We start from the raw sequence: 22,071 nt of genomic DNA, 5'->3' as shown, positions 1-22,071 counted from the left end.
CCATCGCGTTCACTCGTTCCAGCCGTGGGCGTCTCGGACGCTGATCATCGCCGCCAGGACTTCGTTCCAGGTCTCGGGCCTCATCATCACGGAGTTGGGGAACATGCAACCGTCCCAGCAGATGTGCCGGAGCTTCTTCGTCAGGTAGCCATCCTCGTCGCGGAGCCAGAAGCCGGCATGGCGAGGGATGTCGAGCTTGCCGTTGGGGTCGTTGGCCAGGCAATGACGCCCGGTATGGTCGTGCGAGCCGGAGCCGAAGACCGTGGCGTCGTTCTGGGCGACGTGGAAGTCGGTCGTCCAGGGCCGCAAGGCGGAGGTCAGCGTCTTCAGGGCCTCGTCGAGGACCGCGGGGTCCTTCCAGTCGTAGTCCTTCGGCAGGATCCGGTCCTCGGGGGCGTTCTCGCCCAGGGTGTACAGGAGCGTATGGGCCATGTCGGCCTGGAAGCCGACAGTCCCCGGCTCTCCCACCCGTTCCAGGAGGTCGAGCATCGCCTTCCAGGAGTGCATCCCGCCCCAGCAGATCTCCCCCTCGGCGGCGAGAGTCTCGCCGTGGTCGCGGGCGATCTCCGCGGCCTGCCGGAAGGTCTCGGCGATCTTCGCCTGATTCCCGGCCGGGTCGGAGAACCAGTCGTTGGGGCTGCACGCGGAGTCGAATCGAACGACCCCGTGCGGGCGGATACCCAGCTCGCGGAGCTTCCTGGCGATCCGGCAGCCGTTCCGCACCTGCTTGAGGAAGTTCTTCCGCCCCTCGCCCTCATCCATCGCCGACCCGCCCCCCGTCGCGCCCCAGACGGGCGCGACGACGGAGCCGATGACCAGGCCCCTCGAGGCTGCCTTGTCGGCGAGCGCCTTGATCTGGTCGTCGGTGGAGTCGATGTCGATGTGGGGCGCGAACAGGAACAGGTCGAAGCCGTCGAACTTGATGCCGTCGACCTCGGCCGCGGCGGTCAGGTCGAGCATGGTGTCCAGGCCGATCGGCGGATCGGCGCCGTCGCCTCCCTTGCCGACGACGCCCGGCCAGGCCGCGTTGTGGAGCTTGGGGAAATTGTGCGGATGGCTGCCGCTCATGGGTGCTCGTGCCTCTCGTCGGATCGGATGATGGAACGGTCGGGAGGGTTGATCTGTCTCGATCGCCGTGCGGCGATCGGGCCGCACTATCCGAGGTCGGGCTCCCAGTCCTCGGGGGCCCCGTCGATGAGCGTCTCGCGCGCCAGCGCCTCCACGAGGCCGACGCTCGGGACCTCCGTGAATCCGATCGGCAGCCAGTTCTCGAGCCCATGGCCCAGGAAGAAGAGGTCGCCGGAACCGTCCGGATTTTCGAACCGGCGGGTATCCGCGACGCTGCCGCGCCAGAGCGAATGGGCCAATCGGTCTCCCGGCGAGGCATCGATCCGGCCGATGATCGCGCGCTGATCGGTGACCGCGTAGACCAGGCGGGAGAGCAGCCTACGCCGGAGGAACGACCGGATGGCCCGAACAATGAGCTGCAGGACGATCAGGCCGCCGAGCACCGCGGGGCCCAGCCCCATCGCCACCGCCAGGAGCCGGGTGTCGATCATGGCCTGGTTGGCCAGGCCGAACATGCCCGCCAGTGCCAGCCCGCTCAGGCCCGCCATCGCGGAGATGAAGACGAGCGGAACGGGCGGGATCCGGATCGGCGGGGGGCAACCCGGCCGATCGGCCCAGAGGAGATATTCGGTCGGGGAGATCTCCTCCCGGATCAGGCCGACGAGGGCCTCCCCCGGTCGGTCGGTCGGATCCTCGCCACCCCAGCCGTACGGATCGAACATCGCTCGCTCCGCGTTGAATGCCGCGACGGGTCTCACTCGGGGTTCGGCCCCGTGTCGCCCGTCGCGGCCTTGACCTTCTGGCGGAGGTAATCGACCTCGCGCCGGGCTATCGTGCGCCGGGAGCCGGTGAGCCGGATGTACTCCTCGACCGCCTCGGGGACCTTGCCATCGCGGACCAGTTGGACGACCCGCTCCGGCACGTGGTCGTCGTGGCCGATCCCCATGTTGGTCAGGATCAGGTCCACCTTCCTCTCCAGGCGGGCGATCTGCCAGTCGACGTCCCCTCCGGCCGCCGAACGCGACAGGCCGAAGAGGACGAGCACCGCGAACAACCCGCCCAGGACGAACACGAGGGCGACGAGAAACGCGATCCAGAATACCATGCGATCTCCCCGGGAATCACGCGGCCCCGCCGCTCACGCCACGTCGTTGCGGGGGCGGCCGCGACGGTCGAGTCGACGCGGACGCTCAGCCCTTGCGGGCTGACTTCAGGTGGTCGCCGACCGCGGGCAGGTCCTTGTGGGTGTCCGGCCCGAAATAGCGAAGGCTCACGAACGGCTCGGCCCCGGTGTTCTTGAACGCGACCCCCTCGCCGGCTCGTTTGGCCGCGACGAAGACCTCGTCCTTGGTCACCTCGCCGAATCGGATGAAGTTCGGGCTGTCCACCTCCAGCGACCCGATCTTGCCGCTCCCTTGGGTGACGATCAGTCCGTACGCCCCGGGGTCCTTGATCGTGGCCGAATGTCCCGGCAGTACCGTCAGCTCGCAGGCGCTGAATAGCTGCTTGCCGTCGACCGTGCCGTAGACGATCCACTTGTCGACGAATCCGTCCTTCTCGCCGCCGCTCCGGACGATCGGCTCGAGGTAGTTGTGGGCCTTGAACTCGGGATCGACGTTCTTCTCCCAGTCGAGCTGGTTGACCAGGTAGTCCAGGTCGTGCTTGTACGGCTCCGGTACGTCCTTGACCAGCAGCTCCCAGGGGACCCTGCGCCCCTCGACCATCGACTGGTACATGCCGAAGACGTCGGATCCCCATTGGGGTTCGAACGTGACGAGCGACCCGGGGGCATGGAGCACGTCGGGGGGGACGAGCCAGCCGGTGCCCGGCTTCAGGCGGTACGCCTTGGAGTGGTCGAGGATGCCGTTGTCGCCCTGGTTCCACCGCTCCAGGCAGCGGCGAATGTCCTCCTTCGTCGTCCCGGGCTCGAGGCCGAAGAAGGTGTAGGGGAAGTTGTTCCCCGTCCAGTTGAGCTGCGGCGGGAAGTAATAGCTCTCCGGCTTCCCCTCGAGGCCGAGCTTGGCCGCCTGCTCCTGGTTCTGGTGCATGTGGTGGGGGATCGGGCCGAGATTGTCGAAGAACTTGCTGTAGACGGGCCACTTCTTGTAAGTGTCCCAGAGGGACTTGCCGATGATCTCGCCGCCGAGGGCCTGTATCGCGTCGCGGAGGGTGAACTTGTGGCCCTCGTGGACGACGTAGCTGAGGCCCTCGTCCGGCGGCGCCCCCTCGTTCGCGGCGGGAGTCGTCGAGCCGAACCAGCGCTCGTCGATGCCGCCGCGATGGGTGCCCAGCGCGTAGAGATCCTCGCGCGAGAGCTTGAGACGCCCCCCCGGCATCAGGAAGGAACGGGGCACCCAGGTGGGCGCGAGCCGAAAGATCCCCTCCCCGGCCTCGAGCGCCGCGCGGGCTTGCGCGGCCACGTTCGACTGACTCATGCTTTCCTCTCCCGGCTGCTCGGCGAATGGTCCGCGAGCCGCCCGTCGCTCGCAGGGGATCCGGTCGGGACCCCCATTCCTTGCGAGCGGAGGGCTTGGTCGCGGCGGGCTCGAAAAGAAACGTTGTATGACCCCGCCGGCCTGGCCGCAAGCCGCGACCGGCCACCTCCGCGGTGCACACGCGGCATGGCCCTATTCTGCCCGTACCCGGGACCTGGCGAAAGTCCCCGGGCCCGATTCGGGACCGGCGGCGGTTGAACCTCAGAGGGCGAGCCCGGCGGCCCCGGCGGCCGCCGCCGGACCGTCGCGGAAATACTCGACCACATCGCCGAGGATCGCGTCCAGCGACTTTCGCGGCCGGTAGCCGATCAGGTCGGCGATCTTGCTCACATCGGGGACCCGGCGAGGCATGTCCTCGAAGCCCTCGCCATACGCCTGCTCATAGGGGACGTGGACGATCGTCGAGGAGGACCCCGTCAGGGCCTTGACCCGCTCGGCGAGCTCCTGGATGGTCACTTCCTCGCCCGACCCGATGTTGAAGACCTCGCCAACCGCCCGCGGGTGATCCATCAGCCCGACCAGCGCCCCGACCACGTCGCCGACGTGGGTGAAGCAGCGGGACTGGCTGCCGTCGCCGTAGATCGTGAGCGGGCGGCCCGTGAGGGCCTGCTTCACGAACGTCGGGACGACCATGCCGTATTGCCCGGTCTGCCTCGGCCCGACCGTGTTGAAAAGGCGGACGATGATCGTCGGCAGCTTCCGCTCCCTCCAGTAGGCCAGCGCCAGGAACTCGTCGATCGCCTTGGAGCAGGCGTAGCTCCATCTACCCTTCGTGGTCGCACCGAGTACGAGGTTGCCGTCCTCGCGAAACGGGACGTCGGCGCTCAGGCCGTAGACCTCGGACGTCGAGGCGATCAGCACTTTCTTCTTCTTCTTGTTCGCCGCGGCGAGGACGACCTCGGTGCCGTGCACGTTCGTCTCGATCGTCCTCACCGGGCTTTCCACGATCAGCCGGACCCCGACCGCCGCGGCCAGGTGGAAGACCGCGTCGCACTGGTCCACGAGCTCCGCCACCGTCGGGGCGTGGTGGACGCTCTCGATGGTGTAGTGGAATCCCTTGCGGCCTCGGAGGTGGGCGATGTTGTCGATGCTCCCCGTAGACAGGTCGTCGAGGACAAAGACCTCATCCCCGCGCCCGAGGTAAGCCTCGGCGAGATGCGAGCCGATGAAACCTGCTCCACCCGTGATCAGCACTCGCATCGCGCCACGCCCCTCGTCGGACCGCCCGTCGTTGCCTCGATCGCCTGATTGGACGATTCTATTCCATCCGCCCGGCGATGTCGCGGCGAGAGGACTCTTTCGCCGGTAGCGGGCCTACGGCGCCCCTCCCGCGCGGTCGAGGGAGGGACGCCATCGGGCGGTCGACCGCCCTCGCGAGTTCGCACCGCGGGCTACTTCTTCCCCACCTCCTTCACGACCGCCGTGGAGCCGGGGACCTTCTCGCCCGCGATCGGCTCGACCCGACCGCCGAGGTTCTCGGCCAGGAACGCCTCGGCGCGGGCGTTGAAGTCGATGCGGTTCTCCGGCCTGGCGAAGCCGTGGCCCTCGTCCGGGTAGAGGACGTAAGAGACGCGGCCGCCATTCTTCTCGATCGCCGCGACGATCTGTTCGGACTCGGCCTGCTTGACGCGGGGATCATTGGCCCCCTGCCCGATCAGCAGCGGCCGGCGGATCTTATCGGCCTTGAAGAGCGGCGAAGCCTCGTGAATCAACTCGGCGTCCTTGGGATCGTCCACGTTCCCCATCCGCGTGTCGAACATCACCCGCATCGGCTTCCAGTAGGGCGGGATCGTCGCGATCAGGGTCTTCAGGTTGGACGGTCCCACCATGTCCACGGCGCAGGCGAAGAACTCCGGGGTGAACGTCAGGGCGGCGAGCGCGGCGTATCCGCCGTAGGAGCCGCCGAAGACGGCGACCTTCTTGGGATCGGCGAACCCCTTGTCGGCCGCCCACTTGCAGGCGTCGATCAGGTCGTCGTGCATCGCCCTGCCCCACTGCTTGTTGGCGGCATTGAGGAAGGACTTGCCATACCCGGTGGAACCGCGGAAGTTCACCGACAGGCACGCATAGCCGCGATTGGCGAACCACTGGGCATAGGGGTTGTATCCCCACTGGTCCCGGGCCCAGGGGCCGCCGTGGACCATCAGGACCATGGGCAGCCCGCGCGGCTCCACTCCCACCGGGAGCGTGAGATAAGCGTTCAGCGTCAGTCCGTCGCGGGCCTTGATCTTCACGGGCTTCATGTCGGCGAGGGCGAGCCCCTGGAGCTTCGGCTGGTGGACGAACAGGAATGTGCCCTTCTTTTCCTCGCGATTCCATGCGTAGTAGGCCACGGGCCCGCGATCCGCCGTGAAGGCGACCAGCCAGGTCCGGTCGGCGTTGTCGCGATTGACGATCGAGAAGTCCCCGTCGTGGAGCTTGCCGATGGCCTCGAAGTCCGCCGCGATGCTGGGGTCGATGACCTTCCAGTGCGCCCGGCCGGGCGCGAACCTCACGGCCTGGACGACGTGCGTCTTCGGGTGGATCAGCACGCTGTCGGCGTCAGCCTCGTCGGACGCCGCCAGGAGCGCCTCCTTGCCCCCGGCGATCTCTCGCTGGACAACGGCCGCGGTATCCCGGCCCAGCGAGGAGAGCAGCGTGAGCGACTTGCCGTCGGCGGAGAAGTCCAGGGCGCCGAACGTGAGCGCGTCTTCGGGGCCGACCTCCAGCCAGGGTCGGAAGGTCGATGAGCCGTCATCGCGGACGCGGATCGCCGCGCCGCCCGACGGGGTCATCGTCTGCGCCGCGCGGACCTGCAAGTGGGGATCGGCAACCCAGCCCACCACGTCGCCCGGGTTCTCGGTGTCGATCGTCAGGGCACCGGTATTCAGGTCCAGCCGGTAGACGTCGAAGAGCGCCCGATTGCGGGTGTTGAGCGAGACGAGGACCGTGTCAGGGTAGCTCGGGTCGGAGGCCGTGATCTGGGCCTTGACGCCCTGGAACGGGGTCAAATCTCGGACATTGCCGTTGGCGAGGTCCACCCCGTAGACGTGGAAGTTCTCGTCGCCGTCGCTGTCCTGCATGTAGAGCAGCACCCGGCTATTCTCCGCCCAGGCGAACTGGCGGATCCCGCGCTTGGGGTCGGCCGTGACGACTTTCTCCTCATCCTTGCCGATCGTCTTCACCCAGACCTGGAGGATGTTCTTCTTGTCCGGGGCGATCCACGCCATCTTGGTCCCGTCGGGAGACAGCTTGGGCCCCATCCGCTCCGGATTGCCGAAGAGGACTTCGCGGGAGATCAGCGGAGGAAGATCGGCTCGGGTCGACATGGGGATCCCCACGAGAAACGCGGCGGCGAGGACCGCAACGCTCGGCGTCCTCCGAGCGCGGGTCCGCATCTGAGATCCGTACATCAATAGGTGCTCCCTGATGGATTGGTTCCGGCTCGACATCGGCTCGCGGGACCGCTCCCGCGGAGGCATCGGCCAGGTGCGAGGGGCCGGAATCGTATGTTCTCCGGGACGGGGCGAATATTGGATCGGAGGAGGTCTGCTCGCGAGGTTCGGGCCGTCAAGCGTTCCGGCCCGGGCGTGGACGGGACCTCGATTCAGGGGGAAACCTCAGCCCCGCCGATCGATCGCGATCAAGCGACCTTCTTCCCCAGAATAACGGCGACTTTCCGCTTCAGTTCCGCCTTCATCCCCGAGTCCACCTGGAATAGTTCACCCTTGATGAAGATCCGACCCGTCGGTCCGCCCGCAGGCAGGTTGATCAGGGAAACGACATGCGGATACACGACGAACGGATCCTCACCGGATTCGCTCATCCGAGTGCGGAGGGATCCGGGGACCAGCTCGTTGACCGGCACGTTCGGATATCTGGCTCGATCGATCCCGGGCGCCATGCACCTGTTCAGGAAGGGGCTTCAGGAGGCTGCGGCCGTTGTCGTCGTCATCCAGCGGATCCGGCGTACCGCGAACCTCGTAGAGACGCTCCGCCTTCTCGTAGTAGGAGAGGAACTCGTCGTATGAGATCGGCCACCCACCGTGCCGCCGCCCATGCCGGCATCGATCACGGCCACGTCCCATTCTTCCTCTTACACGCCCATTCATCACTCCCCGACGTCCTGGCCGTGTCGAAACACGCATGCACGCCAACGTCGTTTCAGGTCGGGCTCGATCTTAAGGAGATCGCGCGAATCAAGTCAAGCATGACTCGATTAACTTACCATATATAGCTGTTTACAGTATTCTTGTCCGTACTCCGTGATCGTCGAGCCGGTCGCGCGTGCCGGCCCCAGGTCCCGGAACGGCCCGCGTGCTGGATTTCCGGCGCGGGCCCGGGCATGCTGAGAGCATCGCGCCGGGGGACGACATCGAGTCCGACGCGACGGCGTCCGACCTGGCCGGATGAGTCCTGGATCACAACTCATGGGAGGTCGTCGGGGAGTCGCGCGATCGGGGACGACGGGCGATCTCCGCCCCGCACCCGGACCATGAGGCGGCTGGGGTCAACAGGCTGGCGCTGGGACTCGTCGCCGTTCCGGGTACGGACGGCACTGAAGAACCATGTATCGTGAACAGCCACGAAAAGGGGCCTTGATTCACGTTTCGACTCAACGTCGCGGCCGGTGTGTGAGCGCGTAGCCGTACCACTTGAGGTAGTGGGGGAGCCAGGCCCTCAGCCGGAACCGCGACGTTCCGGCGGAGCGGTCGTGCCAGGTCGAGGGGATCTCGGTGATCCTCCGGCCGGCGGCGTGGGCCTTGGCCGTCAGCTCAAGCGAGTAGGCGAAGCCCCCCTCGCTCTCGATCGGCAACCCCTGGAGCACGTCTCGCCGGTAGGCGCGGAAGGCGTTGGTGGCGTCGTGGGTGGGCAGGCCGGCTAGCCAGTGGAGCGACAGCCCGGCGGACCTGGACAGGAACTTCTTGAGGCGAGGTCCGCCGACCTGGCGCCCTCCCTTCATGTACCGCGAGCCGACGACGATGTCGTAACCCTCGTCGCGAATCAGCTCCACCATCCGGGGGATGATGGCGACGTCATCGGAGAGGTCGGCCATCGTGACCACCACGACCTCGGCCCGGGCCGCCGCGATCCCGGAGCGGATCGCGTTCAGCACGCCGCGGCCCAGGGTGTTGCGGACCAGCTCCAGCCCAGGCATCCGCGGGATTCGCTCCCGGACGACGGGGAGCGTGTCGTCCTCGTCGAAGTCGTAGACGACGAGGATCCGCTTCGGTAGCGGGACCTTGGCCTCGATCTCGTCCAGGGCTCGAGCGATGTTCGCCCCCTCGTTGTAAACAGGCATGATCAGGTCGACGACAGGTTCCGGTTCCAAGCGGCTCGCCTCCATCCGATCGAATCAGATCCCGCCGGCGGCGATCTGGTCGCGGACCCAGGGGATGATCTCGGCCAGGGCCTCTTCGAGGGGGGTTTTCGCCTCGAAGTCGAGAACGCGACGGGCCTTGTCGACCGAGGGGACGCGGCGGCGGACGTCGTGGGGATACGGCGGGTCGTGCTCGATCCGCAATGGGTCGCCGCCCCGGATCATCCGCCAGATCGTCCCGGCCAGCTCGAGCACCGTGGTCGAGCTGGCGGTCGAGAGGTTGAAGTCCTCGTTCAACGCCGCGGGCGACTCGACGGCCAGGCGGATCCCCCGGGCGAGGTCGCCGCCGTAGGTGTAATGCCGAACCTGACTGCCATCTCCGAGGATCCTCAGCGGGTCCTGCCCCTTGAGCACCTTCTGGACGAGGTCGGGCACGACGTGGCTGAGGGCCAGCCGGACATTGCCGGAGCGGACCTCGCGGTCGTACTTCGCCCGACGTTCGCCGATGCCGATGCAATTGAACGGGCGGACGATCGTGAAGGGCAATCCGTACTGCTGATGGGCTCCCCTGGCGAAGTACTCGGTGGCCAGCTTCTGGAAGCCGTAGGTCGACGACGGCGGCGGACAGCGCTCCTGCTCCCCTTCCGGGGTCGGGAAGGTCCCGGCGTTCTCGAACACCATCGACGAGGAAACGACCGTGATCTTCTTGAGCGAGCCTCCCCGGTGGGCCCTGATCGCCGCGTCGAAGGCCGCGGCGGTGATCCGCTCGTTCTCGGCGAGCAGGTCGTACGCCAGCTCGTGGAAGAGTGAGATCCCGCCGATGATCGCGGCGCCGGCGACGAAGTGGTCGCAGCCTTCCAGCAGCTCGCCGACCAGGGCCGGATCCTTGGCGTCGCCGGTCACGGCCCGGTAGCGGGGGTCGGAGTCGAACGTCCGCCCGACCGGTCCATACTTCGACAGGTTGTCCAGCCCGACGACCTCATGGCCGTGGGCCAGCAGCTCCTCGATCAGATAGCCGGCGATGAAGCCCGAGGATCCGGTCACGAGGGTCTTCATGCCAGGCCCGTCCCCTTGCCCAGGAAGTTCCAGAGGTCGACGACCGGTGTCGAGATCGGGACGGCGATCGCCCGATACTCGCGGTGCGGAGCACCGATGATCAACAGGTCCGATCGCTCGACGACCTCGGCGAGCGGGCGAAACGTCGGGTCGGCGATGTAGGCGTCGGTGCAGAGGACCTCTGCGGCCTCGGCCTCGATGACCTTTCGGAGCTTGTAGGAGAGCGACTCGCGGTGGTCGTCGCTCTCCGCCTTGAAGGCCATGCCGAGGATCCCGATGCACATCGACTCGAGCGGATAGCGGGCCCGGAGCCGGCGGGCGATGAAGCTGGGCAGGCCCTCGTTGATCAGCATCGCCGCGTGGCCCAGCGGCAGGTTGTTGTCGCTCGAGGCGGCGAGCTGCATCGTGTCCTTGAACAGGCAAGGGCCGGCGGCGAAACCCCCCTTCGGCAGTCCGGCCATCCTCGGATAGTCGCGGGTCATCGCGTCGAAGACCCGGTAGAAGTCCACGCCCCGGTCGGCCGCGATCATCAGGAACTGGTTGGCGGTCGCGAACTGGATGTATCGCCACGCGTTGGTGAAGATCTTGGTCAGCTCTGCCTCGAGCGGAGAGAGTCGGATCAAGGACGGGGCGACCTTCGCGAACAGCTCGGACGCCATCTCCACGGCACGTTCGCCGCAGCCGGAGACGATCTGCGGCAGGGTGGCGAACTCCTCCAGGGCATAACCCTCGGCGACACGCTCCGGGCAGAACGCGACGTGGAGGTCCAGCCCGGTCCTCGCCAGGAGCGAGTGGATCTTCTCGGTCGTCCCCGGGGCCACGGTGCTCCGGAGGATCACGCACTGGCCGTCGGTCAGGTGCGGCCGAAGGTCCAGGAAGAACCGCCGCATCGCGTGGAATTTCGGGTTCAGGTGCTCATCGACGGGCGTGCCGATGATGACGACGAGGTGTCGCGACTGCGTCACCAGCCCGGGGTCGTCGGCGACGATGAGGTTTCTGCCGATCACCTGGCGGAGGATCGGCTCGGCGCCCCGCTCCAGGAACGGCATCCTGCCCGACCGGACGAGATCGACGGCCCGATCGTCGATGTCGTGGACCGCGACGTCCAGGCCCGACCGGGCGAACGCCAGGGCCAGCGGCAGCCCGACGTGCCCGCAACCGCCGACCACGCAGACGTCGTACCTGAACTGGCCCAAGGCGGCATGCTCCCCGCCGCGCCGCTACCCCGACGGCCGGCGGCGCTGATAGAAGAAGAGTGTATCATGGGCCCCCACACGGGTATACCGGGCCCTCAGCCGTTCCACCAGGAGCATCGGCAGGCCGAAGTCGTACGTTTCATACGTCGGTTCCTCGAGCGGCGAGAGCGTCACGACCAGGTCGAAATACTGCGAGTCGATCCGATCCTGGAGGACGGTCAGGTCGAGCTGGTTGGTCTCGGCGAGCATGCGGAACAGCCAGGGGTCGCCGAACACAGCGCGATCCCCCTGATAGAGGTCGATGAGCCCCGCATCGGTGAGCAAGCGCGACCGGGGATCGGCGGCCATGCGGCAGAGGTCACGATAGGCCCCGAGCATCCGCGAGCCGGGAGGCGCCTTGAGGAACGCGGTGACCTCCACGGAGCGCCGATAGTACTGGAGCATGATCATCAGGCTCGGGACCACCGAACATGCCCCGATGATCAGGAGCGCCGCCAGGCCGGCCGACCGGAGTCGCGTGCCGGACTGCCTTGCTGACTGCCAGAGGGCCGCGACGGCCAGGCCTTCCAAGAGTCGAAGGCTGAGGTAGTAGTTGACCGCGGCCCCTTGCTTGGCCGCCAGGCCGACGCTCGAGGCGAGCAGGACCGCTGCCAGGACCGCCAGCGCGGGATCCCGACGCCCTGTCGCGCCGACGATCCACGCGACCAGCCCGGCGACCCCGAAGATCAGGAGGTCGGGCGACTGACTCCAGACCTGAGAGAACGTCTTGACCAGGGTGGCGGCATCCCAGGGCGTCCGAGACTCGCCCATCAGGCTCGAGACGAAACGAGGCTCGATCAAGAGCGTGACGAGCCCGACGACCACCGCGAGGATACCCGCCGTGGCCCCGAACAGAGCGAGAGCCCGGCGCCATTCCCGCTCGGCGACCAGCCCCAGGCATGCGGCGAACAGGAAGATCAGGGTGGTCTGCTTGGTCAGCACGGCGCAGGCCAGCAGGATCGCCGCCGCGACCAGCCCGACGGTGGACTTCCTCCGCGCCAGGAAGAAACCCGCGATCCCGAACAGCTCCGCGGTCATGTCCGGCCGGACCATCACCGAGAATCCGGCCATCGGGATCGCCCCGAGCGTCGCGATGCCCGCGAGCACACCGGGCGCCCGACCATACCGCTTCCAGGCCACCACGGCGACGATGGCCGAGGCGAGCAGCCCGGACGCGAATGCGATCGATCGACCGATCCGGAAGAGTCCGGGTATGTCGGCCCCGGCCAGCCTGCCGACCAGGCCGACCGATCCGAAATAGACCGGCCCGAAGAAGTTGGCGACGTGCGGATAGTCCCGCCAGGCCGGGTAGAGCGTCTTCCCGAGGACGACCCGATCCGCGAGCAGCACCATCTTCGCTTCGAGGTGGAAGCTCTCGAACGGCGACGGCAAGGTCTCGACCGCATAGGCGAGATAGAACACCGCCCTGGCGAGGCCCAGCGCGAAGAGCAGGCCGAAGAGGGTTCTACGAAGGAAGGTGTTCACGAGGGAGATTGAACGGGAGGGGAAACCGCGGCTTCGACTTGTGCTCCCGCAGCCTCGTCGTGGCGGGATCGATCAGGGGGCGGCGGGGGACGATTCCCTCGCCGCCCTCGGGGAGCGATCAATAGCGGTAATGGTCCGACTTGTACGGGCCTTCCTTCGGGACGTGGATGTAGGCGGCCTGCTCCGCGGTCAGCTCGGTCAGCATCACGTTCAGCTTCTTGAGCTGGAGCCGGGCGACGTGCTCGTCGAGCTTCTTGGGCAGGACGTAGACGCCGACCTCGTACTTGTCGTTGTGCTGCCAGAGCTCGATCTGGGCGAGCGTCTGGTTGGCGAACGAGGAGCTCATGACATAGGAGGGGTGGCCGGTGCCGCAGCCGAGATTGACCAGGCGGCCCTTGGCCAGCAGGATGATCCGCTTCCCGTCGGGGAAGATGATGTGGTCGACCTGCGGCTTGATCTCCTCCCACTTGTACTTCTCGAGCGACGCCACGTCGATCTCGTTGTCGAAGTGGCCGATGTTGCAGACGATGGCCTGGTCCTTCATCCGGACCATGTGGTCATGGGTGATGACCCGGTAGTTGCCGGTCGTCGTGACGAAGATGTCGGCCTTGTCGGCGGCATACTCCATGGTGACGACGCGATAGCCTTCCATGGCGGCCTGGAGGGCACAGATCGGGTCGATCTCGGTGACCCAGACCTGGGCCGAGAGGGCGCGGAGGGCCTGGGCGGAGCCCTTGCCGACGTCGCCGTAGCCGCAGACGACGGCGATCTTGCCGGCGACCATCACGTCGGTGGCCCGCTTGATGCCGTCGACCAGCGATTCGCGGCAGCCGTAGAGGTTGTCGAACTTGGACTTGGTGACCGAATCATTGACATTGATGGCGGGGAACTTCAGCTCGCCGCGCTTGTGCATCTGGTAGAGGCGATGGACGCCGGTGGTGGTCTCTTCGGTCACGCCCTTGACCGCCGCCAGCCGCTCGGAATACCAGCCGGGCTGGGACTTGAGCCGCTTCTTGATGGCGGCAAAGAGGACGCGCTCCTCCTCGCTGCCGGGCTTGTCCAGGACCGAGGCGTCGGCCTCGGCGCGGGCGCCCAGGTGGAGCAGCAGGGTGGCGTCGCCGCCATCGTCGAGGATCATGTTCGAGTAGCCGTCGTCGGCCCACTCGAAGATCCTGTGGGTGTACTCCCAGTACTCCTCGAGCGACTCGCCCTTGTAGGCGAAGACCGGGATCCCCTCGGCGGCGATGGCCGCGGCGGCGTGGTCCTGGGTCGAGAAGATATTGCAGGACGCCCAGCGGATCTCGGCGCCCAGGGCCTTGAGGGTCTCGATCAGGACGGCCGTCTGGATGGTCATGTGGAGCGAGCCGGTGATCCGGGCGCCCTTCAGCGGCTGGCGGGCCGCGTATTCCTCGCGGATGGCCATGAGGCCGGGCATCTCGGTCTCGGCGATGGCGATCTCGCGCCGGCCCCACGGGGCGAGCGAGATGTCGGCGACGTGATAATCCTTGGTGGCAACAGGCTTTTCAGCGACGGCGGCGGTCACGTTCAAGGTCTCCTCTAACGATGAAAGGGCGCCGTTGCAGTTCTGTTGGATCCGCCCCATCGAGCCTGGCAGGTACGCCCCGGCGTACCGTCGCAGCGCCCCTCAATGGAATGGCGTTCGCATCAGGATTTGAGGTAGGTCTTCGGTCCCGGGCCGGGTTCCGAAGGCATTCCTTCATACCAAAACGAGTCGGCCCGAGACAAGGTGTCGACCGGTCGTCCCTCGCCGGGGCTGGCCGTTATGATGCCCGGAAGGAACTGTAGGTCACGATCGGAAGAGGTTGTGGCGGCTCTCCATCCCATTTCCTCGGTCGTCCCCGCTTGACCCCGGTGAATCCGTGATGCACTCTCAACCTGGGGCGTTGCGGTCACTTCTGCGGCACGAACTGGGGCGCGGGGCATCCATGAGTCCGGAATCTTCGGCCGATGCCGGCCTCGTCCTGGTGACCGGGGCGACGGGGCTGCTGGGGAGCCATGTGGCGGAAAAGCTCGTGGGCCAGGGGCATCGCGTACGGGCCCTGGTCCGGCCGTCGAGCCGGACCGGCTTCCTGGAGTCCCTGGGCGTCGAGATCCATCGCGGCGACCTGACCGACTCGGCTTCCTGCGCGGCGGCCGTGGCGGGGGCCAGGTGGATCTTCCACGCGGCGGCGAAGGTCGGAGACTGGGGGCCCTGGCGCGAGTTCCAGCTCGGCTGCATCGACGCCACCCGGACGCTTTCCGCAGCCGCGGCCGCCGAGAGAGTCGAGCGGTTCGTCCACTTCAGCTCCACGAGCGCCTATGGCCACCCACCGGACCAGACGGAACCGATCGACGAGTCCTCGCCCCTGGGCCAGAACGTCTGGCTGATGGATCCCTACACCCGCAGCAAGGTGGAGTCCGAGCAGCTACTCTGGGCGATGTCGCACGCCGGACGACTTGCCCTGACCGTGATCCGACCGAGCTGGCTCTTCGGCGAGCGCGACCGGACCACGATCCCCCGGCTGATCCAGGAGTTCCGATGGCATCGCGTCTCCGTGGTCGGCCCCGGGGATAACCCGCTGAGCGCCGTCTACGCCGGGGTCGTCGCCGACGCCGCGATCCTCGCGGCCCGTGACCAGGGCTCCGCAGGAGAGGCGTACAACGTCACCAGCCACGGCCCGATCACCCAGAGGCAGTTCCTGGACATGCTGGCCGATGCCACCGGCGCTCCCCGCGTCACCTGGCATTACCCGTTCCTTTACGCCTACTATGGCGGCTTGTCACTGGAGTTACGCGACCGGCTTCGCCGACGGGCCAGGCCTCCCAGGGTCACTCGCTATGGGGCCTGGCTCCTCGGCCGGTATCTCTCGTACAGCACGGAGAAGGCCCGCCGCAGACTCGGATGGTCGCCTTCGTTAACCTACGAGGAGGCGATCTCCCGAACCGTCCGCTGGTTCTTCGAAGATCCGTCGGGACGAATCCCCCATGATCCGCCCCCTTTCTTCGTCCGTCTGGGAGATCTTCGGAGGCGATTGACCGCCGCCGGGCGCCCGCAGGTGGGCGCGGAACGGTCGTGAGGACGGGCGGCAAGTGCGACCAGGAGACTCTTGACATGAACCGCATCGGGGTCGATCCGAGGGCTGGGTTGCGCGTCGTGATCGGATTCGTGCTGATCCTCGCCGGGTCGCCGCGAGTGAGCCTTGGCGACGGCTGGAAGCTCGGCGTGGGTCGGGTCGCGATCACGCCCAAGGAGCCGATCTGGCTGTCCGGATACGCCGCGAGGAACCACCCGTCCGACGGGGTCGATCAGGATATCTGGGTCAAGGCCCTGGCACTCGAGGATCCGCTCGGCAAGCGAGCCGTCCTGGTCACGATGGATGTCTGCGGGATCAGCCGGGACCTCTCGGCACGGATCCGGGAGGCCATCGGCAGGAAGCATGGACTGGAGCGAGACCGGATCGTCCTCGCGTGCTCGCACACCCATAGCGCGCCGGTGCTCGGCAGGAATCTGCTCACGATGTACACGCTCGATGACGCGCAGAAGCAGAAGGTCGGCGATTACACGCGGCTCTTCGAGTCGGTCGTCGCGGACGTGGTCAGTCAGGCCTTCGAGACGCTCTCCGTCGCGCGGCTGGACTGGGGCAACGGCCGTTGCGACTTCGCCGTCAACCGGCGGAACAACCCGGAGGGCGAGGTGCCGGCGCTGCGGGAGAAAGGTCACCTCAAGGGGCCGGATGACCACGACGTCCCGGTGCTCGTGGGCAGGGACGTCGATGGCAGGCCAAGGGCCGTGGTCTTCGTCTATGCCTGCCATTGCACCGTCCTGGACGGCTACAAGGTGAGCGGCGACTGGGCCGGGCACGCCGCCGCCGCGCTCGAGAAGCGATTCCCGGGTGCCCAGGCGATGTACGTGGCGGGCTGCGGTGGCGACCAGAACCCGATCCCCCGGCGTTCCGAGGCGCTCGCCGAGACGCACGGCCAGGCGATGGCCGCCTCGGTCGCCGCGGTCCTCGAACGGCCGATGAAGCGGATCGAGGGCCCGCTCCGGAGCGCATACCGGGAGGTCAACCTCGCCTTCGGTTCCCTGCCGACGAGGTCACAAATCGAGTCCGACGCAAAATCCGACAATCGATTCGCCGCGTCGCGGGCCCGCAAGCTCCTGGGGCAGATCGAGGAGCTCGGCCAGCTCCCGCCGGACTATCCTTATCCGGTCCAGGCATGGGGCCTCGACGAGCTGCGATGGGTCTTCCTCGGTGGCGAGGTCACCGTCGACTACGCGCTCCGGATCAAGAAGGAAGCGGGATCGTCGCCGACCTGGGTCTCGGCCTACTGCAACGACGTCATGGCGTACATCCCATCGCAGCGGGTCCTGAAGGAAGGCGGTTACGAAGGCGGAGACAGCATGGTCTACTACGGCCTCCCCTGCCCCTGGTCGGACCGGGTCGAGGAGTCCGTGATGTCCGGCGTGAACGGCGTCCTGGGCCTGATCGCACCAGCGTCCATCAAGGGCGGCCCATCGACCGACGTCGTGCCCTGAGCCGGCCGGCTGTTCAACCTCGGCCCACCGCGCCAGGCTCCGTGGGGGTTTCGGTCCGGATCGGGATGATCGGCCGCTCCCACCCCAGCCGGGCGAGGATGGCATAGGTCGCGGCCGATACCGCGAAGGCATAGAGCGATGCCGGCTGCAGCCTCCGGAGGGGTTCCCCCGCCGGAATGACCGCCCCCACAATCGGGATCAGGCCGATGGTCAGCCCGAGGCCCCAGGCGATCACGCCGGGCGGATTCACCCCATCCCGGATCCCCCGGACGTGTCCCTCCGTGCGGGTCAGCTCGACGAGGAACGTCCCGGCCACGGGTGCGAAGAGAGCGCCCAGGATCTGGATCAGGAGCATCGAGTCACGAGCGACGCCCGATGCGATCATCGCCAGGGCGAGTCCGCCCCCCAGCCAGGTCCATGAGGAGACTCGAAGGACGCCCCAGTGGTCGGCGAAGCGTCGCCCGAAAAGCCAGATCGCGTAGCAGGCCGGCGCCAGGGTCGCCAGTCCCAGGAGCATCAGCAGGATGCCGCCGACCTGGCCGCCGATGCCTTGATAGATCGCGGAATGGAAGCTTCCGCGGATCAGGAGCGGCGGCGAACCGCCGTCCGGAGGCATGCCCGACGCGTCGGTCCGGAACGCCAGCGAGACGGTGCAGGCGGTCATCACCAGGCCGAGCATTCCGGCCAGGTTGATGCCAACGGCGCCGCCTCGCATCACATCGAGGCGGTCTCGGGCCATACGGCCCCAGTCCGCCCCGAGGAGCCCGGAGAAGGCAAAGGCGGAACAGACGATCTGGATCAGCAGCGCGAACGCAGGGAGGACCGTGACAGGTTCGCGAGCGACCGCCACTCCCGGCCCGCGAGCGGCCAGGATCGCCGCGACGACCAGGAGCGCGAGAGCCACGGGGGTGTAGACCTGCATCATCGCCCGGACGACGCTCGCGAGGCGGAGGAGGATCGCGGTCCCCGTCACGTAGATCCAGAAGGCCGCGGTGATCAGGGTAATCGGCGCGGGGAACTGCGCGGCACCGATCGAGGATCTCTCCAGGCTCGCCGGACCGACCAGGCCGCAAAGTGTGAGTCCCAGCATCGTGAGTCGTACCGAGGAATCGATCGAGATGGCGTAGACCAGAAGTCCCCCCAACCCGCCGAGGATCCCGACGATCCACTCCGCGCCGATCGTCCCGAGGGTCGTCGAGGCGACGACGCCAAGTCCCTGTCCCGACTGGCACCCGAGGATGGCGGCGGGATAATAAAGGAGCAGGGAGCAGGCGAGGAGCGCGAGGATCGAGCCGAGGAAGACGAGCCTCACGTCGAGTCCGCCGGCGACGAGTAATCCGACGAGGTCGAGCAGCGGGATCCAGATGAAGAGCCCGGCATAGGCCGGTGCGATCGTCCAGGCCCAGCCGCTCCGTGTCGGAAAGGGCTGGGAGAGCTCGGCGCGGAGGATGGGAGGAAGGTGGCCGGCTGGCTCGCCGGCGGGTGGCGGCAGGTCGCTCACGGGATCACGGGTTCCTGGAAGGATCGTGCGGTCGGCACGCGGCAATCTCGCATGCCAAACCTACCACACGTGCGGGGAGGATTCAGGCGATGGGGCGTAATCGAAGGCGACGCCCGACGCGGCAGCGGGAAAAGGGCCCGCATCGTCGCCACGTTCGTCGCGACCCCACCCAGGCGGCGATCCCGAGGGCGCGGAGCGTCGGGGATCGCGGGCGTGCCGATCAGCAGGCCGACCGTGGGCGGAGCATTCCGGGGCGGATTGCATGCTATGCCTGGGCCAGCCCAACCACGTTGCTGGGCCTGATTGCCGGCGTGCTGACCCTGGGTTCTGGCGGCGGCGGTCGCGTCCGTCGCGGCGCGCTCGAGTTCCACGGCGGATTCGCCCGCTGGTTCGGTGACCGGATCGGCTTCAACGCGATGACTCTCGGTCACGTCATCCTGGGTCGGTCGGCCTCCGTCCTGGACGACCTGAGGGATCACGAGCAGGCCCACGTCCGCCAGGCGGAGCGATGGGGGCCGGCGTTCATCCCCGCCTATCTCGTGGCCAGCTATATGGCCCATCGCCGAGGGGGCCACTACTACCGAGACAACTGGTTCGAACAGGACGCACGACGGGCGGCCGGCGAGTCCATCTGAAGGCTCGTCCGGCCCCCACGGGTCCCCCCTTGACACTGGTCCCGGCGCGTTGTCTGATGCTCCCAGCGTACCGGCCGAAACCCCTGCCTCTCCCTGTTTTCCGCATAGACAGACACCATGAGCACACCGACCACGACCGCCCCCGGCCCCCTCCCGGATTACATCGCCAGCGCGACGCCCAACCCGCCGTCGAATCGGGCGCCCTGGTTCAAGAACACCGCGCCGACGTACGCGGGGATCTTCCTCTGGTTCGCCTTCTGGAACTCGAATGCTGCGGCCGGCCTGCTGGCCGGTGGCTTGCTCCCGACGCTGCTCGGAATCGTCCTCGCGGCGCTCATCTGCCACTTCCTGTTCTACGTGGTGCCCGGGCTGCTGGGCTTGAAGACGGGATTGCCACTTTATGTAGTAGGGACTTCAACCTTCGGGACATTGGGCGGCCTGCTCATGCCCGGATTCCTCATGGGTCTACTCCAATTCGGATGGCTGGGAGTGAACACCTACTTCTCGGCCGAGGCCCTCAACACCGCATTCGGCGGCGGCCCCAGCTTGTTCTACGCGTTGTGCGTCATCTGGGCTGCGCTTGCGGCATTCGTAGGGCTCAAGGGGATTCAGTATGTCGCGAAGGTCGCGACCTACCTCCCGCTCATTCCGCTTGCCGTACTGATCATCGCCCTTGTACTCTTCGCCGGCTCCGCCTTCAGCTACAAACCTCCCGCGACGGAGGGCTCTCCCGGGGCCCTGGGAGCGATACTCTTGACGGTCACCATCATCGTCGGTTTCTTCGCCACAGCCGGAGCGGCCGGCGTCGACTTCGGCACCAACAGCCGTGACGCCGAGGACGTCCAGAAGGGCGGCTATGTGGGGATCATCGGGGCGATCATCCTCACGATGGGCATCGCAGCGATCGCCTTGGCTGGTGCCTGGGCGAGTGGCGCGGTTCAGCCGGATGCGCTTGCAGGTAAGGGAATGAACGTCACCGACGGCCTGGAAGCAAAGCTGCCATCGGCGTTCTATAGGGCCATCATGCTCGGCCTCACGCTCGCCTCGTTCCCCGGTGCGTGCTTCTCGTCTTTCATCGCGGCGAACAGCTTCAAGACGGTCATGCCGAAGGTCAATCCGTTTATCTCGGTCGGGATTGGAGCCATCGTCAGCATGACGCTGGCGATCACGGGTATCGCGAAGAACTTGCCCGGGGTGTTCGGGATCATCGGGGCCTCGTTCGGCCCAATCTGCGGTGCGATGGTCGCGGATTACCTGCTGGCGGGCAAGCGCTGGAGCGGCCCGCGGGCCGGCTTCAACCCGGCCGGCTGGATCGCCTGGGCGCTCGGGTTCCTCGTCGGCGTGATGCCCAACCTGCACGCATGGAACGCCGCGATCCCGGATGTTCCCATCGCGCCGGTCTCCGCGTTCATCGTCGGCTTCGTCGTCTACTTTGCGACGGCCAAGATCGGCCTGCTCTCCCCGGTCGTCCCCATGCCCAACCGGATCGACGCCTGAGCGGCGAATCGATCACTGGGCTAGCAGAGTGGAGATCAGGCTCGGCGGCTTCGTCCCGGGGACGACGATGCGGTCCCCGGGGAGGAGCTGATAGTTCGTCATGGTGTCACCCCGCTCGCGGATGGCGCACCAGTCGATCCGGAGGACGGTGTCGGGCTCGCCCGGGGGATGGGGTCGGACCAGGTAGCTCTTCTCCGGCAGGCTATTCGATTTGAGGCCGGCCAGCAGGATCGCGTCCAGCACGGTCTCGTTCCCCTTGATCGGGAAACGGCCCTGGGAATTGACGGTGCCCATCACGTAATAGAACTTGCTCTGCGGATTCGTCACCCGGACCGAGACCTTGTACGGCTGCTCGGGCTTCTGTCCCTGCTTCACGGCCGCCGCATTCACTTCCTGGGCGATCCGGTATTCCGCCTCGCCCACGGTCAGCCCCGTGACGTAGATTTCGCCGGCAAAACCCAGGTCGATCATCCCGTCCTGCTGGACCACGATGGTGTTCTGCACCCAGTCGGTCGGCGCCGGGCGGATCGTGACGTCGAGCTCGTCCGGCGGCTCGATCACGTAGCGGGGCATGGTCGTCTTGTCGAGCTCACGTGGTTGGGCCGGATCGACCATCCCCCGCGTCGGGATCCGATCGACCTCGCGGCGGCGGGCATGATCGGCGCATCCCGTTGCCAGGCCAAGGGTAAAGGCCATCCCGACGAGGCCGGTGAGCGACCGCCGGAGGAGGGCTTGGGGCATCCCTGCGATCATGAGCCGGGCACCTCGATGTAGGGGACTGGTCCGGCCTCCATGGCTCGTCCCGAGTGCGCAACGTGCCGGGAAAGGGCGTACGGGCCGCCTTGCTTACCTTACGGAATCGGCAAAGCAGGAGGAGAACATCAGCGAAACCCGAGATTGACCAAAGCGGCAGGATTGTATAACGTGCCCGGCCCCGAAAGCGCAGGGACCTGCGCATGTCCCGGACTCCGGCCCAGAGGGTGTCATGGAAGGTATCGCGAAGACCCTGCACGCCTACATCCTCGACGAGTTCCTCCCCGGCGAGGATCCCGCCGAGCTCACCGACGAGACCCCGCTCATCACGGGGGGAATCCTCGATTCGATCACCACGCTGAAGCTGGTGACCTTCCTGGAAGATCATTACAAGATCACGGTCGAGGCCCACGAGGCCGGCGTGGATCATCTCGATTCGATCCGCCAGATCGCCGATCTCGTCGCCGAGAAGACCCGCGCCGCCTGACCGATGGGCCCCTCGCCGCCGCG

The 22,071-nt window shown here is 67.1% G+C and carries 21 protein-coding genes and 1 riboswitch; of the genes, 6 read left to right on the top strand and 15 right to left on the bottom strand.

All coding sequences use genetic code 11. The features are described from left to right. Positions 1–9: 9 nt before the first annotated feature. From G6O54_RS23140 to G6O54_RS23110, 7 genes are all read right to left on the bottom strand, one after another. Entirely contained in the window at positions 10–1,068 is a 1,059-nt protein-coding gene (locus G6O54_RS23140; protein ID WP_165228526.1) for a sugar phosphate isomerase/epimerase family protein, read from the bottom strand. Between the two features lie 86 nt (positions 1,069–1,154). Further along, positions 1,155–1,790 (bottom strand): hypothetical protein, encoded by a 636-nt coding sequence (locus G6O54_RS23135; protein ID WP_165228524.1) that lies wholly within the window; start codon positions 1,788–1,790, stop codon positions 1,155–1,157. Positions 1,791–1,822: 32 nt separating this feature from the next. Then, complete coding sequence (locus tag G6O54_RS23130; RefSeq protein WP_165228522.1) at positions 1,823–2,173, bottom strand: hypothetical protein; 351 nt, start codon at positions 2,171–2,173, stop codon at positions 1,823–1,825. Between the two features lie 85 nt (positions 2,174–2,258). Beyond that, complete coding sequence (locus tag G6O54_RS23125; protein WP_165228520.1) at positions 2,259–3,503, bottom strand: hypothetical protein; 1,245 nt, start codon at positions 3,501–3,503, stop codon at positions 2,259–2,261. 261 nt (positions 3,504–3,764) lie between these two features. Then, positions 3,765–4,763, bottom strand: coding sequence for a GDP-mannose 4,6-dehydratase (locus G6O54_RS23120; RefSeq protein ID WP_165228518.1), 999 nt, complete (start codon positions 4,761–4,763; stop codon positions 3,765–3,767). A gap of 191 nt (positions 4,764–4,954) precedes the next feature. Further along, positions 4,955–6,871 carry a S9 family peptidase gene (locus G6O54_RS23115; protein ID WP_165228516.1) on the bottom strand — a complete coding sequence of 639 codons (1,917 nt, stop codon included), beginning with the start codon at positions 6,869–6,871 and terminating at the stop codon, positions 4,955–4,957. A gap of 314 nt (positions 6,872–7,185) precedes the next feature. After that, complete coding sequence (locus tag G6O54_RS23110; protein ID WP_165228514.1) at positions 7,186–7,368, bottom strand: hypothetical protein; 183 nt, start codon at positions 7,366–7,368, stop codon at positions 7,186–7,188. A gap of 31 nt (positions 7,369–7,399) precedes the next feature. Here G6O54_RS23110 and G6O54_RS23105 point away from each other — a divergent pair, with 31 nt between their 5' ends. Beyond that, on the top strand, positions 7,400–7,573 hold the full coding sequence (locus G6O54_RS23105) for a hypothetical protein (protein WP_165228512.1): 174 nt from the start codon (positions 7,400–7,402) through the stop codon (positions 7,571–7,573). A gap of 584 nt (positions 7,574–8,157) precedes the next feature. On the opposite strand, the gene G6O54_RS23100 is transcribed toward G6O54_RS23105, so the two are convergent. From G6O54_RS23100 to ahcY, 5 genes are all read right to left on the bottom strand, one after another. Next, positions 8,158–8,874: a glycosyltransferase gene (locus tag G6O54_RS23100; RefSeq protein WP_205679007.1), complete on the bottom strand. Its 717-nt coding sequence runs from the start codon at positions 8,872–8,874 to the stop codon at positions 8,158–8,160. A gap of 24 nt (positions 8,875–8,898) precedes the next feature. After that, entirely contained in the window at positions 8,899–9,918 is a 1,020-nt protein-coding gene (locus G6O54_RS23095; RefSeq protein WP_165228508.1) for an NAD-dependent epimerase/dehydratase family protein, read from the bottom strand. Then, positions 9,915–11,114 (bottom strand): nucleotide sugar dehydrogenase, encoded by a 1,200-nt coding sequence (locus G6O54_RS23090; protein ID WP_165228506.1) that lies wholly within the window; start codon positions 11,112–11,114, stop codon positions 9,915–9,917. The genes G6O54_RS23095 and G6O54_RS23090 overlap by 4 nt, the downstream gene beginning before the upstream one ends. A 24-nt stretch (positions 11,115–11,138) precedes the next feature. Beyond that, positions 11,139–12,638 (bottom strand): ArnT family glycosyltransferase, encoded by a 1,500-nt coding sequence (locus G6O54_RS23085; RefSeq protein ID WP_165228493.1) that lies wholly within the window; start codon positions 12,636–12,638, stop codon positions 11,139–11,141. A 118-nt stretch (positions 12,639–12,756) separates the two neighbouring features. Next, positions 12,757–14,181 (bottom strand): adenosylhomocysteinase, encoded by a 1,425-nt coding sequence (ahcY, locus tag G6O54_RS23080; protein WP_165228491.1) that lies wholly within the window; start codon positions 14,179–14,181, stop codon positions 12,757–12,759. Positions 14,182–14,200: 19 nt separating this feature from the next. Then, positions 14,201–14,291, bottom strand: a riboswitch (S-adenosyl-L-homocysteine riboswitch). A gap of 293 nt (positions 14,292–14,584) precedes the next feature. Here ahcY and G6O54_RS23075 point away from each other — a divergent pair. Continuing rightward, on the top strand, positions 14,585–15,715 hold the full coding sequence (locus tag G6O54_RS23075) for an NAD-dependent epimerase/dehydratase family protein (RefSeq protein WP_165228489.1): 1,131 nt from the start codon (positions 14,585–14,587) through the stop codon (positions 15,713–15,715). 35 nt (positions 15,716–15,750) lie between these two features. After that, the gene (locus G6O54_RS23070) at positions 15,751–17,175 is read left to right on the top strand and encodes a neutral/alkaline non-lysosomal ceramidase N-terminal domain-containing protein (RefSeq protein ID WP_165228487.1); all 1,425 of its coding nucleotides are present in this window, start codon (positions 15,751–15,753) and stop codon (positions 17,173–17,175) included. A 13-nt stretch (positions 17,176–17,188) separates the two neighbouring features. Here G6O54_RS23070 and G6O54_RS23065 read toward each other — a convergent pair whose 3' ends face one another. Further along, on the bottom strand, positions 17,189–18,676 hold the full coding sequence (locus G6O54_RS23065; protein WP_165228485.1) for a purine-cytosine permease family protein: 1,488 nt from the start codon (positions 18,674–18,676) through the stop codon (positions 17,189–17,191). Positions 18,677–18,765: 89 nt separating this feature from the next. On the opposite strand from G6O54_RS23065, the gene G6O54_RS23060 reads away from it, so the two are divergent. After that, on the top strand, positions 18,766–19,311 hold the full coding sequence (locus tag G6O54_RS23060) for a hypothetical protein (protein ID WP_250847030.1): 546 nt from the start codon (positions 18,766–18,768) through the stop codon (positions 19,309–19,311). A 158-nt stretch (positions 19,312–19,469) separates the two neighbouring features. Here the strand turns inward: G6O54_RS23060 and G6O54_RS37395 are convergent, their stop codons facing one another. Next, positions 19,470–19,649 (bottom strand): hypothetical protein, encoded by a 180-nt coding sequence (locus G6O54_RS37395; protein WP_205679005.1) that lies wholly within the window; start codon positions 19,647–19,649, stop codon positions 19,470–19,472. Positions 19,650–19,800: 151 nt separating this feature from the next. Between G6O54_RS37395 and G6O54_RS23055 the strand changes: the two genes are divergently transcribed. Further along, positions 19,801–20,808, top strand: a complete 1,008-nt coding sequence (locus G6O54_RS23055; protein ID WP_205679004.1) for a purine-cytosine permease family protein — start codon at positions 19,801–19,803, stop codon at positions 20,806–20,808. 12 nt (positions 20,809–20,820) lie between these two features. Here G6O54_RS23055 and G6O54_RS23050 read toward each other — a convergent pair whose 3' ends face one another. Then, positions 20,821–21,549 carry a polysaccharide biosynthesis/export family protein gene (locus tag G6O54_RS23050; RefSeq protein WP_250847029.1) on the bottom strand — a complete coding sequence of 243 codons (729 nt, stop codon included), beginning with the start codon at positions 21,547–21,549 and terminating at the stop codon, positions 20,821–20,823. Between the two features lie 244 nt (positions 21,550–21,793). On the opposite strand from G6O54_RS23050, the gene G6O54_RS23045 reads away from it, so the two are divergent. Beyond that, the gene (locus tag G6O54_RS23045; protein WP_165228481.1) at positions 21,794–22,048 is read left to right on the top strand and encodes an ornithine lipid biosynthesis acyl carrier protein; all 255 of its coding nucleotides are present in this window, start codon (positions 21,794–21,796) and stop codon (positions 22,046–22,048) included. The last annotated feature ends 23 nt before the right edge of the window (positions 22,049–22,071 follow it).

Source organism: Aquisphaera insulae (assembly GCF_011064615.1).
GTDB lineage: Bacteria > Planctomycetota > Planctomycetia > Isosphaerales > Isosphaeraceae > Aquisphaera > Aquisphaera insulae.
Note: the sequence above shows the minus strand (reverse complement) of the source record. Positions and strands in the feature narration are given on the sequence as shown.

Coding starts and splice junctions, on each gene's coding strand:
- G6O54_RS23140 (WP_165228526.1), bottom strand. CDS start 1,068: ATGAGCGGCAGCCATCCGCACAATTTCCCCAAGCTCCACAACGCGGCC.
- G6O54_RS23110 (WP_165228514.1), bottom strand. CDS start 7,368: ATGAGCGAATCCGGTGAGGATCCGTTCGTCGTGTATCCGCATGTCGTT.
- G6O54_RS37395 (WP_205679005.1), bottom strand. CDS start 19,649: ATGAGCGCCGCGAGGACGATTCCGAGCAGCGTCGGGAGCAAGCCACCG.
- G6O54_RS23060 (WP_250847030.1), top strand. CDS start 18,766: ATGGGGCGTAATCGAAGGCGACGCCCGACGCGGCAGCGGGAAAAGGGC.
- G6O54_RS23075 (WP_165228489.1), top strand. CDS start 14,585: ATGAGTCCGGAATCTTCGGCCGATGCCGGCCTCGTCCTGGTGACCGGG.
- G6O54_RS23120 (WP_165228518.1), bottom strand. CDS start 4,763: ATGCGAGTGCTGATCACGGGTGGAGCAGGTTTCATCGGCTCGCATCTC.
- G6O54_RS23135 (WP_165228524.1), bottom strand. CDS start 1,790: ATGTTCGATCCGTACGGCTGGGGTGGCGAGGATCCGACCGACCGACCG.
- G6O54_RS23125 (WP_165228520.1), bottom strand. CDS start 3,503: ATGAGTCAGTCGAACGTGGCCGCGCAAGCCCGCGCGGCGCTCGAGGCC.
- G6O54_RS23095 (WP_165228508.1), bottom strand. CDS start 9,918: ATGAAGACCCTCGTGACCGGATCCTCGGGCTTCATCGCCGGCTATCTG.
- G6O54_RS23070 (WP_165228487.1), top strand. CDS start 15,751: ATGAACCGCATCGGGGTCGATCCGAGGGCTGGGTTGCGCGTCGTGATC.
- G6O54_RS23045 (WP_165228481.1), top strand. CDS start 21,794: ATGGAAGGTATCGCGAAGACCCTGCACGCCTACATCCTCGACGAGTTC.
- G6O54_RS23050 (WP_250847029.1), bottom strand. CDS start 21,549: ATGCCCCAAGCCCTCCTCCGGCGGTCGCTCACCGGCCTCGTCGGGATG.
- G6O54_RS23130 (WP_165228522.1), bottom strand. CDS start 2,173: ATGGTATTCTGGATCGCGTTTCTCGTCGCCCTCGTGTTCGTCCTGGGC.
- G6O54_RS23115 (WP_165228516.1), bottom strand. CDS start 6,871: ATGTCGACCCGAGCCGATCTTCCTCCGCTGATCTCCCGCGAAGTCCTC.